This is a genomic window from Pelomonas sp. Root1237, from assembly GCF_001425055.1.
Lineage (GTDB): Bacteria > Pseudomonadota > Gammaproteobacteria > Burkholderiales > Burkholderiaceae_C > Pelomonas.
This window is the reverse complement of record NZ_LMDK01000001.1, coordinates 19,710-35,375: the sequence shown is the minus strand read 5'-3', so window position 1 is coordinate 35,375 and position 15,666 is coordinate 19,710. Positions and strand designations below refer to the sequence as shown.

16 protein-coding genes are annotated in these 15,666 nt (G+C 69.6%); 12 read left to right on the top strand and 4 right to left on the bottom strand.

Annotation, left to right across the window (positions count from 1 at the left end):
- Nucleotides 1-112 precede the first annotated feature (112 nt).
- Nucleotides 113-781, top strand: coding sequence for a DNA alkylation repair protein (locus ASC91_RS00145; protein WP_056192475.1), 669 nt, complete (start codon nt 113-115; stop codon nt 779-781).
- Here the strand turns inward: ASC91_RS00145 and ASC91_RS00140 are convergent.
- Nucleotides 778-1,170, bottom strand: a complete 393-nt coding sequence (locus ASC91_RS00140; protein ID WP_056190897.1) for a cupin domain-containing protein — start codon at nt 1,168-1,170, stop codon at nt 778-780. The two genes, ASC91_RS00145 and ASC91_RS00140, sit on opposite strands and share 4 nt — an antisense overlap.
- 260 nt (nt 1,171-1,430) lie before the next feature.
- On the opposite strand from ASC91_RS00140, the gene ASC91_RS00135 reads away from it, so the two are divergent.
- Nucleotides 1,431-1,637 carry a hypothetical protein gene (locus ASC91_RS00135; RefSeq protein ID WP_056190895.1) on the top strand — a complete coding sequence of 69 codons (207 nt, stop codon included), beginning with the start codon at nt 1,431-1,433 and terminating at the stop codon, nt 1,635-1,637.
- Here ASC91_RS00135 and ASC91_RS00130 read toward each other — a convergent pair.
- Nucleotides 1,634-3,685 (bottom strand): NADPH-dependent 2,4-dienoyl-CoA reductase, encoded by a 2,052-nt coding sequence (locus ASC91_RS00130; RefSeq protein ID WP_056190893.1) that lies wholly within the window; start codon nt 3,683-3,685, stop codon nt 1,634-1,636. The genes ASC91_RS00135 and ASC91_RS00130 overlap by 4 nt on opposite strands.
- Nucleotides 3,686-3,900: 215 nt before the next feature.
- On the opposite strand from ASC91_RS00130, the gene ASC91_RS00125 reads away from it, so the two are divergent.
- The 4 genes from ASC91_RS00125 to ASC91_RS00115 all read left to right on the top strand — a co-directional run bounded on the left by ASC91_RS00125 (nt 3,901) and on the right by ASC91_RS00115 (nt 6,536).
- Entirely contained in the window at nt 3,901-5,226 is a 1,326-nt protein-coding gene (locus ASC91_RS00125; protein ID WP_056190891.1) for a DUF4397 domain-containing protein, read from the top strand.
- An 88-nt stretch (nt 5,227-5,314) separates the two neighbouring features.
- Entirely contained in the window at nt 5,315-6,004 is a 690-nt protein-coding gene (locus ASC91_RS00120) for a hypothetical protein (RefSeq protein ID WP_056190889.1), read from the top strand.
- Nucleotides 6,005-6,171: 167 nt separating this feature from the next.
- Nucleotides 6,172-6,303, top strand: a complete 132-nt coding sequence (locus ASC91_RS30585; protein ID WP_268795216.1) for a hypothetical protein — start codon at nt 6,172-6,174, stop codon at nt 6,301-6,303.
- A complete protein-coding gene (locus ASC91_RS00115; RefSeq protein ID WP_235531757.1) occupies nt 6,300-6,536 on the top strand; it encodes a cysteine-rich CWC family protein in 237 nt (78 codons plus the stop codon). Before ASC91_RS30585 ends, ASC91_RS00115 begins: the two co-directional genes overlap by 4 nt.
- Here ASC91_RS00115 and ASC91_RS00110 read toward each other — a convergent pair.
- Nucleotides 6,500-6,952, bottom strand: a complete 453-nt coding sequence (locus tag ASC91_RS00110) for a nuclear transport factor 2 family protein (RefSeq protein WP_056190885.1) — start codon at nt 6,950-6,952, stop codon at nt 6,500-6,502. The two genes, ASC91_RS00115 and ASC91_RS00110, sit on opposite strands and share 37 nt — an antisense overlap.
- A 99-nt stretch (nt 6,953-7,051) precedes the next feature.
- On the opposite strand from ASC91_RS00110, the gene ASC91_RS00105 reads away from it, so the two are divergent.
- The 6 genes from ASC91_RS00105 (at nt 7,052) to ASC91_RS00080 (ending at nt 12,706) form a co-directional block, all read left to right on the top strand.
- Nucleotides 7,052-7,780, top strand: a complete 729-nt coding sequence (locus ASC91_RS00105; RefSeq protein WP_082532296.1) for a TetR/AcrR family transcriptional regulator — start codon at nt 7,052-7,054, stop codon at nt 7,778-7,780.
- Between the two features lie 149 nt (nt 7,781-7,929).
- On the top strand, nt 7,930-8,805 hold the full coding sequence (locus tag ASC91_RS00100; protein ID WP_056190883.1) for a DMT family transporter: 876 nt from the start codon (nt 7,930-7,932) through the stop codon (nt 8,803-8,805).
- Nucleotides 8,802-10,472 (top strand): long-chain-fatty-acid--CoA ligase, encoded by a 1,671-nt coding sequence (locus ASC91_RS00095; protein ID WP_056190881.1) that lies wholly within the window; start codon nt 8,802-8,804, stop codon nt 10,470-10,472. The genes ASC91_RS00100 and ASC91_RS00095 overlap by 4 nt, the downstream gene beginning before the upstream one ends.
- Nucleotides 10,473-10,606: 134 nt before the next feature.
- A complete protein-coding gene (locus ASC91_RS00090) occupies nt 10,607-11,218 on the top strand; it encodes a class I SAM-dependent methyltransferase (RefSeq protein WP_056190879.1) in 612 nt (203 codons plus the stop codon).
- The gene (locus ASC91_RS00085; RefSeq protein WP_056190877.1) at nt 11,215-12,099 is read left to right on the top strand and encodes a DMT family transporter; all 885 of its coding nucleotides are present in this window, start codon (nt 11,215-11,217) and stop codon (nt 12,097-12,099) included. Before ASC91_RS00090 ends, ASC91_RS00085 begins: the two co-directional genes overlap by 4 nt.
- A 52-nt stretch (nt 12,100-12,151) precedes the next feature.
- A complete protein-coding gene (locus ASC91_RS00080; RefSeq protein ID WP_056190876.1) occupies nt 12,152-12,706 on the top strand; it encodes an alpha/beta hydrolase in 555 nt (184 codons plus the stop codon).
- 9 nt (nt 12,707-12,715) lie between these two features.
- Here ASC91_RS00080 and ASC91_RS30735 read toward each other — a convergent pair whose 3' ends face one another.
- The gene (locus ASC91_RS30735) at nt 12,716-15,574 is read right to left on the bottom strand and encodes an AAA family ATPase (RefSeq protein ID WP_056190874.1); all 2,859 of its coding nucleotides are present in this window, start codon (nt 15,572-15,574) and stop codon (nt 12,716-12,718) included.
- Nucleotides 15,575-15,666 lie beyond the last annotated feature (92 nt).

Genomic DNA, 15,666 nt, shown 5'->3' with positions numbered 1-15,666 from the left:
CTGCTGTCGTGCCTGCGACCTTTCTGGTCACAACGCGGCCCGTTGCCGTAGTGTGAACAGGCCCAGTGCCATTGGACGACCTAGAGTGCACTCGAAGTCAAGGACTCGTTTGATGAGCAGCAGCGACCGATTTGATCTCGCCCTCCAACGTTTGCGCGCGGCGGCCCGGCCCGAAGCGCTCGAAGCCATGGCCGGCTTCGGCCTGACCGGCGAGGGCCGCCTGGGCCTGGCCGTGCCGACGCTGCGCGCGCTGGCCCGCGAGTTCAAGCGCGACCACGGGCTGGCCCTGGCGTTGTGGGACACCGGCATCCCCGATGCCCAGATCCTGGCCGGCATGGTGGCCGAGCCAGCGAAGTTCACTCTGAAGCAGATGGACCATTGGGTCGCCGACATGCGCGCCTGGGATGTCTGCGACCAGGCCTGCACCAATGCCTTCGTCAAGAGTCCGCTGGCCTGGGATGCGATCCCGCGCTGGGCGGCGCGCGAGCCCGAGTTCGAGAAACGCGCCGGCTTCACGCTGCTGGCGGTGGCCGCGGTGCATCAGAAGCAGCGGCCGGATGCCGACTTCATCGCCCGCCTGCCGCTCATCGAAGCCGCGGCTGATGACGAACGCAACTTCGTCAAGAAGGCCGTCAACTGGGCGCTGCGGCAGATCGGAAAACGCAGCAAGGCGCTACGTGAGCCTGCGCTCACTGTGGCGGAACGGCTGTGCCAGCGTGATGAGAAATCGGCGCGCTGGATCGGCACCGACGCGTGCCGCGAGTTGAGCCGCTCGGCCTAAGCCCGGCCCAGCTGCTCCTCGATGGAGCGCGTCTTCTCGTTTGGCGAGTCGCCGCTGTGCAGCGTCGTCTTGCGCTCCACCAGCATCAGCAAACACTCCTCCTCGGCGACCGGGCAGTGCTCCACGCCGCGCGGCACGACGAACATCTGCCCGGCTTCCAGCGTCACGGGGCCGTTGCGCAACTCGATCCGCAGCCGGCCGCGCAGGATGTGGAAGAGCTCGTCCTCGTCGGGGTGGCGGTGCCAGCCGAAAGTCCCCTGCACCTTGGCGACCTTGACGTAGTTGTCATCGAAGGCGCCGATGACGCGCGGCGACCAGAGTTCGGTCAGACCGGCGGCGACGTCGACCGGGCTGACGGCGACGTGAGCGGAGGCGGGGGCGTTGGACATGGCGCGGGCGTCGGCGAAGAGAAGGGGCGCCAGCGTAGCCCGACGGCGCTGGCCGTGACCGCGAGGGGACAAAGACTGGGTCATAAATCGACTCTGACCCCAGTTTTGCTCCCTCTTTGGTGGGAGAGCCGGGGGATGTGCCGGGGTGGTCTCCCCCCTCGCTCCACCCTCCGGGTGATGTCCCCAAAAGGGCTGGGCGCCGATGCTGACGGCATGGCGTTGAACACCACGCCGAGCCTTCAGATCACGGAGCCCTCACCATGCAATTCTTCAGCTCGTCGCAGTCGCCCTGGTCCAACTCCAAGCTGCCCCTGGCCATGCCCGCTCGGTCGCGCACCGGGGTGGCAGGCGGCAAGCCGGAAATCTGCGGCTGGTATGACTCCAGCTTCGACCTGGCCACCGGCCTGGAAGTCTGCGAGCAGGACAACGACACGCTGTACCAGCTCTGGCAACTCTCCCAGAACTAAAGCGTGCAGGCCAGCTTGGTGCCCTGCAGGATGGCCCGTTTGGCGTCCAGTTCGCCGGCCTCCAGCGCGCCGCCGATCAGGTGGACGTTGACGCCAGCGGCCTTCAAGGGCGCCTCGAGTTCGCGCAGCGGCTCCTGGCCGGCGCACAGCACGATGGTGTCGGCCTCGATCAATTGGTTGTCGGCCCGCTTCTCGCCATAGCTGACCCATAGGCCCTCGGGCGTGATCTGCTCGTAGTTGACGCTGGCCAGCATGTCGACGTTCTTCATCTTCAGCGCCGCGCGGTGGATCCAGCCGGTCGTCTTGCCCAGGCCCGCGCCGGGCTTGCCGGCCTTGCGCTGCAGCAGCGTGATCTGGCGGGTGGGCGCCTCGGGAGCCGGCCGCAGCAGACCGGCACGCACCTGTTCCGGATCGCCCACGCCCCAGTGGCGGCGCCAGGCCGCCGGGTCCAGCGTCAGCGAATGGCCGGCTTCCAGCAGGTATTCGGCCACGTCGAAGCCGATGCCGCCCGCGCCGACGATGGCCACGCGCGCGCCCACCGGCTTGCCGTGCCTCAGCACATCGATATAGCTCAGCACCTGGCCGCGTGCCTGGCCTTCGTCCTGGCCCTTGATGCGCGGGTTGCGCGCGCTCACGCCGGTGGCCAGCAGCACCTCGTCAAAGCCCTTCAGGTCTTCGGCCGAGGCCCGACAGTTCAGCTTCAGTTCGACGCCGGTGATCTCGATGCGGCGGCGGAAATAGCGCAGCGTCTCGCCGAACTCCTCCTTGCCCGGAATGCGCTTGGCCATGTTGAACTGGCCACCGATCTCTGCCGCCGCGTCGAACAGCGTGACCGCATGGCCGCGTTCGGCCAACGTCGTTGCTGCGGCCAGGCCGGCAGGGCCGGCACCGACGACGGCGATGCGCTTTTTCGCGCCCTGCACGGGCCGCAGCACGATCTCCTGCTCGTAGGCCGCCCGTGGGTTGACGAGGCAGGTCGAGATCTTCTGCGCGAAGGTGTGGTCCAGGCAGGCCTGGTTGCAGGCAATGCAGGTGTTGATCTCGTCCGCCCTGCCCTGGCGCGCCTTCTTGACGAACTCGGCATCGGCCAGGAAGGGCCGGGCCATCGACACCATGTCGGCGCTGCCGTCGGCCAGCACGCCTTCGGCCACCTCGGGCGTGTTGATGCGGTTGCTGGTGATCAGCGGCGTCGCGATGCCTTCCTCGCGCAGCTTGGCGCGAAGCTTTGCCGTCACCCACGCAAAGCCCGCGCGCGGCACGCTGGTGGCGATGGTCGGGATGCGCGCCTCGTGCCAGCCGATGCCGGTGTTGATGAGAGTGGCGCCGCCCTTGGCGACGCGCCGACCCAACTCCACCACCTCCTCCCAGCTGCTGCCGCCCGGCACCAGGTCCAGCATGGACAGGCGGTAGATGATGATGAAGTCCGGCCCGACGGCCTCGCGCATGCGCGCCAGGATCTCCAGCGGCAGGCGCATGCGGTTCTCGTAGCTGCCGCCCCAGTCGTCGGTGCGCTGGTTGGTGTGTTCCACCAGAAACTGGTTGATGAAGTAACCCTCTGAGCCCATCACCTCCACGCCGTCGTAGCCGGCCTCGCGGGCCAGCTTCGCGCAGCGGATGAAGGCGCGGATCTGGCGCTCGATGCCGCGCGCACTCAGCTCGCGGGGCGTGAACGGGCTGATCGGGCTCTGGATGCGCGACGGCGCCACGCACAGTGGCGAATAGCCATAGCGGCCGGTGTGCAGGATCTGCAGCGCGATCTTGCCGCCCTCGGCATGCACAGCGTCCGTGATGATCTTGTGGCGCCGCGCCGCGCCCGACGTGGCCAGCGTGCCTGCGAAAGGCTTGGCCCAGCCTTCGATATTGGGCGCGAAGCCGCCGGTGACGATCAGGCCCACCTCGCCACGGGCCCGTTCGGCGAAGAACACCGCCATGCGCTCGAAATGCTTGCGCCCATCCTCCAGCCCGGTGTGCATGCTGCCCATCAGCACGCGGTTCTTCAGCGTCGTGAAGCCGAGGTCCAGGGGCGCGAGGAGATGGGGATAGTTCATGGCGGCGGATGCTAACCAGCGACACCCCCCAAGAATTGGAGTGCTCTCCTCACCTCAGCACTGGGGCAGACCCTCCCCTCAGCAACAGTTCTTCACCCACCGCTAGATGGTGGAAATCGTGACATCCTCGGCTTGAGTTCTAATCGCGATCCGCGTTCTTGGCCGCACTCTTGTCGATGAGTGCCCGGCGGTTTGGTTTTTTCGGAGAGTTCTCGATGCGATTCACCCCCTGGGCCACCCGGCTGGTCCTGACGCTGAGCCTGTCGGCCACTGCTTTCCTGACCGCCTGCGGCGGCGGTGGCGGCGGCAGCAGCGATACGCAGGTCCGCCTGCTCAACGCCACGCGTTCCTACAGCGCACTGTCGTTGTCGGTCAACGATGTCAAGATCAATACCGGTGTGGCTTATGCGAGCGTGGGCGAGTACGCCAAGGTCGACACCGCCAACACCGCGACCAAGGTGCTGGCCGACCCCGTGGGTACCAGTGTGTCGGCCCTGACGCCCACGCTGACTTCGGGCACCAACTACACCTTCATCACCTACGGCTTCGCCGGCGCCATCCGCACGACGCTGCTGCAAGAGGCTGAGACGGCGCCCGCCGCCAGCAGCGCCAAGCTGCTGGTGCTGAACCTGGCCCCCGATGCCGGCGCGATGGACGTCTACGTGACGACTGCCACCGACGACATCAACTCCGCCACCGCGCTGACGACCAACCTGCAGGGCGGCGCCGGCAGCGGTTACATCACGCTCAACTCGGGCACCTTCCGCGTGCGCGTGACCGGCTACAACAAGCGCACCGACCTGCGCCTGGACATCCCGGCCGTCACGCTCGACTCGGCCAGCGTCAACACGCTGATCCTGACGGCCTCCGATGGCGGCGTGCTCGTCAATGGCATCACGGTGGTCCAGAAGGGCGCCGTCAAGAACTTCGCCAACACCCAGAGCCGCGTGCGCACTGTCGCCGCCCTCACCGCGGGCGGCACGGTGGGCTCGTCCCTCAACGGCCAGCAGATGTTCAGCAGCGCCATCAGCCCGCTGATCAGCGACTACGTGACGACCGCCTCGGGCGCCAGCACGCTGTCCACCCAGGTCAACGGCGCCCCGGTCAGCTTCACCGCCCCGACCCTGGCCGCCGGCAAGGACTACACCTTGCTGGTCTGGGGTGACGCCGCCGCGCCCAAGATGTCGGTGCTGGACGACGACAACCGCCTGCCCACCGTCAACGGCAACGTGAAGATCCGCCTGGTCAACGCCCTCGCCGCCCAGACCTCGGGCGTGTCTGTGAACGTCGACTTCAGCGCCATCGCGTCCAATGTGCTGCCCGGCACGGCCTCGGTGCCCAACAGCATCTCGTCGACGACGGCTTCGCAGGTGGATGTGACGGTGCCGACGACGTCCTCGTCGATCTACACCAACGCTGCGCTGGCCTTCCCCGCCAACAGCGTGTGGACCTTCTTCGCGGTGCCCACCACGACGACGCCCGGCACGGCGACCTCGCCGGTGCCCTTCATGAGCGCCCTGCCCAAGCGCGAGCGCCCGTAAGCTCTCCCCGTGCAGAAAGCCCCCGCGGCCACCGGCCCCGGGGGCTTTTTACTTTTCGGCGCTTTCCGGCCCGCGCGAAGATGGCGCCATGTCCGCGCCGACCCGCCTTCACCTGCAGCGCCTGCGCCTGCTCTGGCGCAGTGCCGGCTGGCCCAGCCAGGACCTCGTCGAAGTCGAGCTGCTGGCCGCGGGCTGGGTCGAGCGCCTGCAGGAGCCGGGCGGCCGCGAGCGCCTGCGTGTGACCGACGCAGGCGTCGCGCTGATCGCCGATTCACTGACCCGAAACCGCACCGCCCGCGACGCCCACGAGACCCTGGTCGAGCGCGTTGCCCTCGAGATGCAGCGTGCCGGCCGCATCGCTTGGCGCGGCCTCACGCTGCGCGCCGGGCTGCCCGGCGAAGAGGGCAAGACGCTCTGGGTCAACGCCATGCCCGACGTCTATTCCATCCGCCACAGTACGGTGGAGGACTACCTCGAACCCGCCATCCACGAGATCAAGGTCAGCCGCGCCGACCTGCTCGGCGAGCTGCGCCGCCCGGCCAAGTCCGCGGCCTACCAGGCCCTGTGCGGCCAGTGCTGGTTCGTCATCAAGGCGGGCATCGCGGTGCCCGAGGAGATCCCGCCCGACTACGGCGTGCTGATCGGCCATGGCAGCCACCTCGAGCTCGCGCGGCCGGCGCCCAAGCGCGCTTGCAAGCCCGACTTCGCGACCTGGATGGCGCTGGCGCGCGCGACGCCGCTGGCGCCACCGGAAGACCCCCAGTCCCACCTGGCTTGAGGCCTGCCCATCATCCCGCCAAGGGAGGGAGACGCCCATGATGCGCGGATTGACGGAGGGGCTGGCCGTCCTGCGGGATAGCCGGTTGGGCGCTCGCCAGGAAAGCCCGCCCGGCGCGGCCCTCTACGGCCCACAATCCGCTTCATCCCCAACGGCCAGATGACCCGATGGCGACTGCCAAGAACACCGTCCCGACCGACGACAGCAGCGAGGCCCGCTTTGCAGCGCGGCCCGAGGTGCACATGGCCGATTACCGGGCGCTCGCCGCGCGGATGGCGCTCAAGGAATGGCATTCATGAGCGGCACCCTGCTCGACACGAACTGCCCACGCTGCGGCGGCGGCTTCGAGTGCGGCGCGGCATTGGGCCCGGCCGGCCACTGCGCCTGCTTCGGCATCCGGCTGACCGAGAGATTGCGCACCCAGCTCATTGAGCAATACAGCGGCTGCCTGTGCCTGACCTGCCTGCGCGAGCTGATCGAGGCCGACGGGCGCCGTCACCCCGTGATCGGCTCGGCCAAGGCCTCGGGCTGACCGGCAGCGGCCACCTCGGCCAGATAGCCCGCCAGCCGGGCCGTGTCGCAATGCACCGTCAACGCGCTGACGCGCCCCCAGCGCAGCTCGAACTCATGCATGCCGCGGTTGCTGCCCTCGCGGCCGCCGGGCAGCTGGAAACGGTCGCGCCAGGCCACGACGGCCCGCGTGCGCCAGGGCCAGCCGCTGACCCAGACGCCGTCCACCTCGAAACGCAGACCCGGCAGCAGGCGCTGCAGGCGTGAATACCAGCGTGTCGTCGCGGCCAGGTCACGGCGCTCGCCACCCAGCGCGTGGTTGCCGACCATGCTGTGGCAATGCTGCGCCGCGAACTGGCCCGGAATGCCCTCATAGCGCCCCGCGTTCAGCGCCGCAAAGGCCGCCAGCAGCTTGCGTTTGACGATGGCGTGGTACATGGCCGCTCTCCTTGTCAACCCGTCAGACCTGCATGATCTTGACGATGTAAAGATGATGGCAGTATCCCCCTTGATCTTGCTGGTGGCAAGATGCGGTGCATGACCAAGGCTGCGCCGACCCGACCGCCCTCCGGCAAAGACGAAACCAAGCCAGTGCGTGCGCCGCGGGCCGGGAAGGTCGCGGGCCAGCTCGACGCCGACCGCCCGCCGCGCCCGCGTGCGAAAGCGGCTGGTGCCTATCACCACGGTGAGCTGCGCGAGGCGCTGCTGGACGCGGCTGAGGCCCTGCTGGCCCAGCGCGGCGCAGCGGCGCTGAGCCTGCGCGACGTCGCCCGCAGCGCCGGCGTCTCGCATGCGGCGCCCTATCACCACTTCGCCGGCCTGCCGGAGCTGCTGGCCATGCTGGCGGCGCGCAGCTTCGAGCAGCTGGGTGCGGCCATGCAGGCGGGCGTCAACGCCCACCCGGCCGATGCGCGCGAGCAGCTTTTGGCCATCGCCACCGCCTATGTCGACTTCGCCCGGCGCCGGCCGGCGCGCTTTCGCCTCATGTTCGGCCCCGTGCTCGCGTCGCGCCAGCAGCACCCGGGTCTGGATCGCGCGGCGGAGGCGTCGTTCCGCGTGCTGCTGGACGCAGCCACCCGCTTCGACGCGTCGGCTGGCCCGCTGATCGCGCTGACGGGATGGAGCCTGGCCCATGGCCTGTCACATCTGAGCCTGGACGGGGCCTTCGCCGGCTTGCCTTTGCCCGGCCCGCTCCCGGAGCCGGTGGAACTGGTGAGACTGATGTGTGCAATGGTGTTAGCCCCTCGACCAGCCTCGCTGCGCTGAACGCGCGCGACCTGGTCGGTCCCCCGCGGGGACGGTGATGCTCGCGGCATTGAGCCGCGAGCACATCACCAAGCGGGCCGGCTCGGGAGCGGCCCAGCGCTCGGCCCGAACACGCCGTCGTTCGATGGGCGAGGCATGATCGGTCTCCCATGACCGCCCTCGACCGCCTCGCCCCACCCCTCTTCATCTTCATCTGGGCCACCGGCTACATCGTTGCCAAGCTGGCCGCGCCTTATGCCGACCCGCTGACCTTCCTGAGCTGGCGCTATGCCGGCGTGGTCGCGCTGATGCTGGGCCTGGCTTTTGCCGCGCGGGCGCCGTGGCCGTCGCGCCGCGACATGGCCCACCTGGCCATCGCCGGCCTGGGCATCCAGGCGCTTTACCTCGGCGGCGTCTGGGTCTCCATCCGCCAGGGCCTGCCGGCTGGCACGGCGGCGCTGATCGTCAACCTGCAGCCGGTGCTGGTGGCCGCCCTGGCGCCGCTGATCGGCGAGCGCGTCGCACCGCGGCAATGGGCCGGCGTGGCCCTGGGGCTGGCCGGCGTCGTCCTCGTCATCTGGCACAAGCTCAACCTGGGCACGAGCTACGGCCCGCCGCTGCTGCTGTGCCTGATGGCCCTGTTCGCCATCACCGGCGGCACGCTGTACCAAAAGCGCTTCGTGCCGCAGTTCGACCTGCGCACCGGTCAAGTCGTGCAGTTCGTGGCGGCTCTGGCCGTTACCTGGCCCCTGGCCTGGTGGCTGGAGCCGATGCGCATCGAATGGAATGCCCAGGTACTGATCGCCATGGCCTGGAGCGTCCTCGTGCTCACGGCGGGCGGCATCAGCCTGATGTTCTACATGCTGCGCCATGGCCGCGTGACGGCGGTGTCAAGCACCATGTATCTGGTGCCCTCTGTCACCTCGGTGATGGCGTGGTTGCTGTTCGGCGAGACACTCGGCGCACAAGCCATCGCCGGCATGGGTGTGACGCTGCTCGGCGTCTACCTCGTCGTCGCGCAGAGGAAAACGGAGACGCCCGCATGACCCCCCGAGCACATCACAAGTTCTGGCCCGTCCGCGTGGCGCATGCCATCGAGCCGCCGGCCACGGCCCTGCCCGACAACCTGGCGGTCAGTGCGCGCCGCTTCCCGCATCGGCCGGCGCTGGTCTTCCTGGGCCAGACGACCACCTACGCCGAACTGGCTGCCCAGGTGGCACACCTGGCGGCGTGGCTGGCCGAGCGGGGCATCAAGCGGGGTGACCGTGTGTTGGTGGGCCTGCAGAACTGCCCGCAGCTCGTCATCGCGCACTACGCCGTGCTGAGCGCAAACGCCGTCGTCGTGCCCGTCAACCCGATGAACAAGGCGGCGGAGATCAAGCATCTGATCGAGGACAGCGGCGCCGTGCTCGCCATCACCAGCGCCGACCTGAGCGCCGAGTGGCTGTCGGCCGGCATGCCGGCCCAGGATCTGCTCGTCACCCGACTGGCGGAGGTGCTGCCCGGCGGGCATTCCGATGGCGCTGGCCTGCCCACGGGTTGGGCCGACTGGCTCAACACCGACATCGCCCTGCCCGCCGGCACCACCGCCTGGGCCGACGCGCTCGCCTGCACGGCCGCGCCGCCGGCGCTGGAGGTGGGCGCCGACGACCTCGCGCTGCTGCCCTACACCAGTGGCACGACGGGCCATCCCAAGGGCTGCATGCACAAGCACCGCAGCCTGCAGCACAACATCTTTGCCGGCGGCCTGTGGGCCAATGTCAGCCACGAGGACGTGGTGCTCGGCGTCGTGCCGATGTTCCACATCACCGGCATGGTCGTCATCATGCACGGCACGCTGGCGGCCGGCGCCCGTCTGGTGCTGATGCCCCGCTGGCAGCGCGAGTACGCCGCCCGCCTCATCAAGGAGCACCACGTCACGCGCTGGACCAACATCCCCACCATGGTCATCGACCTGCTGGCCAGCCCGCAGGTGGACAGCTTCGACCTGAGCAGCATGGTCACCATCGGCGGCGGCGGCGCGTCCATGCCGCAGGCCATTGCCGAGCGGCTGTGGCAGCGCTGGGGCCTGCGCTACATGGAAGGCTATGGCCTGACCGAGACGGCCGCGCCCAGCCACACCAACCCCTACGACTCACCCAAGCAGCAATGCCTGGGCGTGCCCTACATCAGCTGCGACGCGCGCGTCGTCGACCCCGACACGCTCAAGGAGCTGCCGCCCGGTGAGGCCGGCGAAATCATCGTCCACGGCCCCATGGTCTTCGACGGCTATTGGCGCCGCCCCGACGCGACCGCGGCTGCCTTCATCGAGTTCGAGGGCAAGCGCTTCTTTCGCACCGGCGACATCGGCTATGCCGACGCCGACGGCTACTTCTTCATGACCGACCGCCTCAAGCGCATGATCAATGCGAGCGGCTTCAAGGTCTGGCCGAGCGAGGTCGAGAACCTGATGCATGCCCACCCGGGCATTGCCGAGGCCTGCATCATCTCGGCGCCCGACGCCTATCGCGGCGAGACCGTCAAGGCGGTGGTCGTCAAGCGCGCCGGCCATGAGTCACTGACAGCCGACGAGCTGCGCGACTGGTGCCGCGCCAACATGGCCGCCTACAAGGTGCCGGCCCTGATCGAGTTCATGGACAGCCTGCCCAAGAGCGGCGCCGGCAAGGTCATGTGGCGGGCGTTGCAGGAGCGCGAGAAGGCGCGCGGTGGCTGACCGGCTCCGGCGGCAACCCTGCCCCCGGGCTTTTGCCTAGTGTTCGTGGCGGCGGCGCCTAGGCATTTCGCCCCATGAGCGTTGGCATGCCTTAGACCCAGACTGAACGGCATCGATCACCGCAAGAGGAAGCGATGCCCAAGCCCACCGCCAACGCCCTGGCAAACACGCGGCGTACCGTGCAGTCCTACGAGGCGTATGCGCGCCAGTACGACACGCTCGTCGACGCCGAGCGCCCGCCGCACATCCAGGAGGCGCTGCAGCGTCTGGTGCACTGCTTGCCGCCCGGCGGGTCGGTGCTGGAAATTGGCTCCGGCCCGGGGCGCGACGCGGACTTCGTCGAGGCGCTCGGCGCGGTCGTCCGGCGCAGCGACGCTGCGCAAGCCTTCCTGCACCTGATGGCGGAGCGCGGCAAGGCGGCCGACCTGTTGAATGTCATCACCGACGAGCTCGGCGGGCCCTATGACGGCGTGTTCGCCATGGGGGTGCTGATCTACGTCGACCGCGAGCAGATCGATGCCGTGCTGCGCAAGATCCACGCGGCCCTGAAGCCCGGCGGGGCTTTCCTGGTCGCGATGCGCGAGGGCGAAGGCGAGACGGACGGCGATTGGCACACCGTGTGCTGGACCGGCGAGCGCTTCGCCGCGCGGCTCGCCGCGGCCGGTCTGTCGGTCGCGTGGCAGGCACGGAGCGTCGGCGGCGACGGCAACGACTGGGTCACTTTCCTGGCCAGGAGGGCGCCATGAGCCGGCGCGGCCTCGCCCTGTTCATCATGCTCAGCGTGCTCTGGGGCATGCCCTATCTGCTGATCAAGGTGGCCGTCGCGGAGGTGCCGGTGCCCTTCATCGTCTTTGCCCGCACGGCGCTGGGGGCGGCGGTGCTGCTGCCATTTGCGCTACGCGGCTCCGGTCTGGCGGCGCTGCGGGCGCACTGGCGCCCCATCCTCGCCTTCGCGGTCGTCGAGATGATCGTTCCCCAGGGCTTGATCGTGCATGGCGAGCTGCACATCAGCAGTTCGATGGCCGGCTTGCTGGTGGCAGCCACGCCCATCATCACGGTGGCGCTGAATCGACTGCGCCGCGATCACGACCGCCTCGGCGCGGGCCGTCTCGCCGGCCTGCTGTGCGGGCTTGCGGGCGTTGCGGTGTTGGCGCTGCCGGCACTCGGCGGTGATCGGCTGTCCGTGCTCGAGGTGCTGCTCGCCGCCGCCTGCTATGCGGGGGGATCGATGATTGCGGCGCGCTGGCTCGGCGATGCGCCCGCGATCCCGATGACGACGGCCTGCCTGGCCCTCACGGCGCTGGCCTATCTGGTCCCGGCCCTGGGCAGCTGGCCCGCGGCATGGCCCAGTACCCAGGCCTCCGTCGCGATCGTCGCGCTGGGCATCGTCTGCACCGCGGTCGCATTCGCGGCCTTCTTCCTGCTGATACGCGAGGTCGGCTCGGAGCGGGCTGTCGTGATCACCTACGCGTCGCCAGCCGTGGCTGTCGCCGCGGGCGTGGCACTGCTCGGCGAGCCGCTCGAGGGCCGCATCCTCATCGCCTTCGCCCTCATCCTCTGCGGCTCCTGGCTGGCCACCTCGCGCGGGCCGCGAGGCATGGCGACCGCGTCGCCCGCAAAAGGCTAGGCGGCCAAGCCCCAACGATCGATCAAGTCCAGTCAACCCAGGAGACAAGTCAATGCAGAACCACGACATCTTGTTTGTGCAAGGCGCGGGCGAAGGCGCGCACGCCGAGGACCACGCCTTGGCGAGCTATCTGAAGAACGCCATCGCGCCCGATCATGCAGTCCGCTATCCCAAGTTCTCCGGGCTTGAGAACGTGGTCTACAAGACATGGAAGGACGAGATGGCGGCCGAGCTGAAAAACTCCGGCGACCCGAGCATCGTGGTGGCGCATTCCCTGGGCGGTGCCGCGGTGCTGAAGTACCTGACGCAGGAGCGCCGGGACCTGTCGCTGGCCGGGCTGTTCCTCATCGCCACGCCCTACAAATGCGCCGATGGCGAATGGGGTGGCGACGACTTCGCGCTGCCCGTCGATTTCGCCGCGACCGTGCCCAGCATGGGCGCGATCGTGCTGTATCACAGCGCGGACGACGAGTGGGTTCCCTTCTCGCACCTGGCCCGGTGGGCCGAAAAACTCCCGGGCGCGACCTCACGTGCCTTCACCGATCGCGGCCATTCCTTCTCTGCGAAGGCATTCCCCGAACTGATCGCCGACATCAGGTCGCTGTAGCCGGCGGCCTCACACGGCGCTGACCAGGCCGAGCCGGTGCGCGGCCGCCGCAGCGGCGCCTCGCGACGGCACCTCGAGCTTGGCCAGGATGTTCGACACATGCACGCTCGCCGTCTTCACGCTGATGAACAGCGCCGCGGCGATCTCCCTGTTCGAGCGGCCCTCGACCAGCAGCGCCAACACCTCGACCTCGCGCGCCGTCAGGCCCTGGGGCGAGGCTGAGGGCGCACCGCCCTCGCCCGGCCAGAGCTCGACCCTGCCCCGACTGGCCGCGGTGGCGAGTTGCGCGATCAAGGGCTCGGCGCCCAGTTGCCGCGCGAGCTGCGCCGTGCGCCGCAGTGCCGCTGTGGCCGCGCCGCGCTGGCCGGCGGCAAGCCACGCGGAACCCTGGCGCATCAGCGCGTAGGCCAGCCATGGAAGGTTGCCGATCTCCTGCCAGGCCGCGACCGCGGCGCCCCAGGCGGCGGCATCCGAACCGCCGCCCAGGCGGCTGCGCTCGGCCAGCGATGTCAGGGCGCAAGCCCGCTCCACCGGGCCGGGCTTGGCCAGATGCTCGGACGATTCCACGAGCAAATCGCGCAGCGCATCGGCACGGCCCGACCCGATGCAGGCGCGCCACGCATGGGCGATCAGCGGCCAGAGCAGTCGTGGCGGCAGCCAGCCCCTGAGCGCCCCGATGCCATGGCCGGCCTCGACGGCGGCGGCCGTGTCGCCTTGAAGCAGGGCGATCGCCATCGACAGCTGGCGCTGTGCGGCGGCACGGCGAGGCGCGTCCTGCGGACTCTCTCCGGCGGCGGTCAGGGCTTTCAAGGCGCGCTCTGCCGCGGCCAGATTGCCTCTGCCGGCCGCGATGAGGCCATCCACCTGCGACAACTGCAGGCTGCCCAGAGGCGAGGGATCGAGTTCGSGAGCCTCTGCAATCAGGTCGATCGCGTCGTCCCAGCGCCCGACGGCCATCAGCGCGCGCGCAAGAAGCTGGGCGACTGACGCGCCCATATAGCGGGCCTGGCCGAGCTGGCGGGCCCGCTGCCATGCCGCGCTTGCCGCCTCGACGGCCGCTGCGTGCTCGCCGCGTGCATCGAGCAGATCGACCATCGCGACGCGGGCGATCATCTCTACGCGCCCTGATGCGCCGGCCTGCGCTTCACCCAAGGCGCGTTCAAGCCGCGTCATCGCGGCCATGTCGCCGACAGGCCGGGCGAGTGCACCGGACACCAGAGCCTCGACCGTCCACTCAGACTCGCCGAGTCGCATCGCCAACGCGTCCAACTCGTCCACCAGCGCCCGCATCTCATCGGCGCGACCGTGCAGGGCCAGCGCGCGGCAGATCTGGCCGAGCGCCGCCGCGCGTATGCGCGTCGGCCCAGGGGCAAGACGCAGGGCCTCGCGAAGGTCGCTCAGCTCGCCCGCATGCATGCCCTGCTGGCGCATCATGGCGCGCTCGAGCAGCAGCGCGGCGATGCGCTCGCCGTCGGTCGCCGGATCGAGTTCCGCGAGACCGGCTTCGACGATGCGCTGCCCACGCTCGGTCTCAACGGCCCAGCAGGCGGCATCGGCCGCGGCCTCCAGCAGCTGCGCCCGATCGATGCTTTGCGGGCGCTGCGTCGGCTCGACGCGGGGCCACAGGTCGAGTGCATGTTCGAGCATCGTCAACCGCTCGGCATAGGCCAGGCGGGCGGTGGCCTCGCGCGCGGCCTGCCAGGCTGCGTTGAGCGCCCGGGCCGGGTCGTCTGCCGCTCGCCAGTGCAAGGCGATGCTGGCCGCCACCCAGGCGTCGGCGCCCAGCGACGGATCGGCTTCCAGGGCCTCGGCGTAGGCGCGATGCAGGCGCTGTCGCTCGCCGGGCAGCAGGTCGCCGCCAATCGCCTCCTGGATCAAGGCATGGCGGAAGGCGTAGCCCTCCGCGTCGGCCGCGATGACGACATGCGATGTGACTGCGGCGCGAAGCGCTGCATCCAGGTCATCGGCGCCGACGACGGCGGCCAGCAGCCGATGCCCGACGCGAAGGCCACCCACCGCCATCGCGTGCAGGACTTCGCGTGCCCGCTCCGGCAACTCGTTCACCGCGCCAAGCAGCAGATCGCGCAGCGAACCCTGCAGCTGGGTTCGCACGGCACCCTCCGGCGTGACCAGGGCTTCGGTGAACAGCGGCACGCCACCGCCGCGGGTGTGGACGGCGTTGACGACATCGGGCGCCGGCTCATGGCCCAGCATGGCGCTCAGGTGCAGCGCCACGTCGGTGCGCGACAGGCGCGGCAGGGCGAGCGGGGTCACCCCTTCAATCCGGGCCAGCTCCGCCAATCCGCCACGCAGCGGATGCGCTCCTGCCAGCGCCTCGGTCCGGTACGACGCGACCAGCAGCAGGCGGGTGCCTTGCAGGTTGCGAGCCAGATAGGCGAGGAGGTCGCGCGTCGCGCGATCGGCCCAATGCAGGTCTTCCAGCACCAGCACCACCGGGGCCTGGGCGGCCAGACTCTGGAGCAGCAGGCGCAATGACTCGAACAGCCGCGAGCGCGCCATGCCGGGGTCGCCTTCCGATGGTGCCGGCCCCAGCTCGGGCAGCAGCCGTGCCAGTTCGCGCGCGCCGGAATGCCCCACGAGCGTGACGATCTCGGCAACGCCGCGCAGCTGCACCAGGCGCCGCACGGCCGAGACGAAGGGCGCGAACGGCAGCCCCGGCTCGCTTTGCTCGACACACCAGCCGCTCAGGACCAGGGACTGGCGGCCGAGGCGCTCGGTTGCTTCCCGGATCAGCCGGCTCTTGCCGCCACCACCCTCTGCGCTGATCACGACGGTGCGCACCGTTCCCGCGCAGGCTTCGGCGAACGCGCCCGCGAGCACATCCAGCTCGCTGTCGCGACCGACCATCAGGGGACTCAAGAGACGCTTCACGCTTTGGGAGGGACGGCCTGCCCAGGTCTCGGTTGTCGCGGGCGGCGCCGCGGCCATTATCCCGATGG

Excerpts from the sequence above, each read along its gene's own strand:
- ASC91_RS00145 (WP_056192475.1), top strand. The coding sequence starts at position 113 with ATGAGCAGCAGCGACCGATTTGATCTCGCCCTCCAACGTTTGCGCGCG.
- ASC91_RS00140 (WP_056190897.1), bottom strand. The coding sequence starts at position 1,170 with ATGTCCAACGCCCCCGCCTCCGCTCACGTCGCCGTCAGCCCGGTCGAC.
- ASC91_RS00135 (WP_056190895.1), top strand. The coding sequence starts at position 1,431 with ATGCAATTCTTCAGCTCGTCGCAGTCGCCCTGGTCCAACTCCAAGCTG.
- ASC91_RS00130 (WP_056190893.1), bottom strand. The coding sequence starts at position 3,685 with ATGAACTATCCCCATCTCCTCGCGCCCCTGGACCTCGGCTTCACGACG.
- ASC91_RS00125 (WP_056190891.1), top strand. The coding sequence starts at position 3,901 with ATGCGATTCACCCCCTGGGCCACCCGGCTGGTCCTGACGCTGAGCCTG.
- ASC91_RS00120 (WP_056190889.1), top strand. The coding sequence starts at position 5,315 with ATGTCCGCGCCGACCCGCCTTCACCTGCAGCGCCTGCGCCTGCTCTGG.
- ASC91_RS30585 (WP_268795216.1), top strand. The coding sequence starts at position 6,172 with ATGGCGACTGCCAAGAACACCGTCCCGACCGACGACAGCAGCGAGGCC.
- ASC91_RS00115 (WP_235531757.1), top strand. The coding sequence starts at position 6,300 with ATGAGCGGCACCCTGCTCGACACGAACTGCCCACGCTGCGGCGGCGGC.
- ASC91_RS00110 (WP_056190885.1), bottom strand. The coding sequence starts at position 6,952 with ATGTACCACGCCATCGTCAAACGCAAGCTGCTGGCGGCCTTTGCGGCG.
- ASC91_RS00105 (WP_082532296.1), top strand. The coding sequence starts at position 7,052 with ATGACCAAGGCTGCGCCGACCCGACCGCCCTCCGGCAAAGACGAAACC.
- ASC91_RS00100 (WP_056190883.1), top strand. The coding sequence starts at position 7,930 with ATGACCGCCCTCGACCGCCTCGCCCCACCCCTCTTCATCTTCATCTGG.
- ASC91_RS00095 (WP_056190881.1), top strand. The coding sequence starts at position 8,802 with ATGACCCCCCGAGCACATCACAAGTTCTGGCCCGTCCGCGTGGCGCAT.
- ASC91_RS00090 (WP_056190879.1), top strand. The coding sequence starts at position 10,607 with ATGCCCAAGCCCACCGCCAACGCCCTGGCAAACACGCGGCGTACCGTG.
- ASC91_RS00085 (WP_056190877.1), top strand. The coding sequence starts at position 11,215 with ATGAGCCGGCGCGGCCTCGCCCTGTTCATCATGCTCAGCGTGCTCTGG.
- ASC91_RS00080 (WP_056190876.1), top strand. The coding sequence starts at position 12,152 with ATGCAGAACCACGACATCTTGTTTGTGCAAGGCGCGGGCGAAGGCGCG.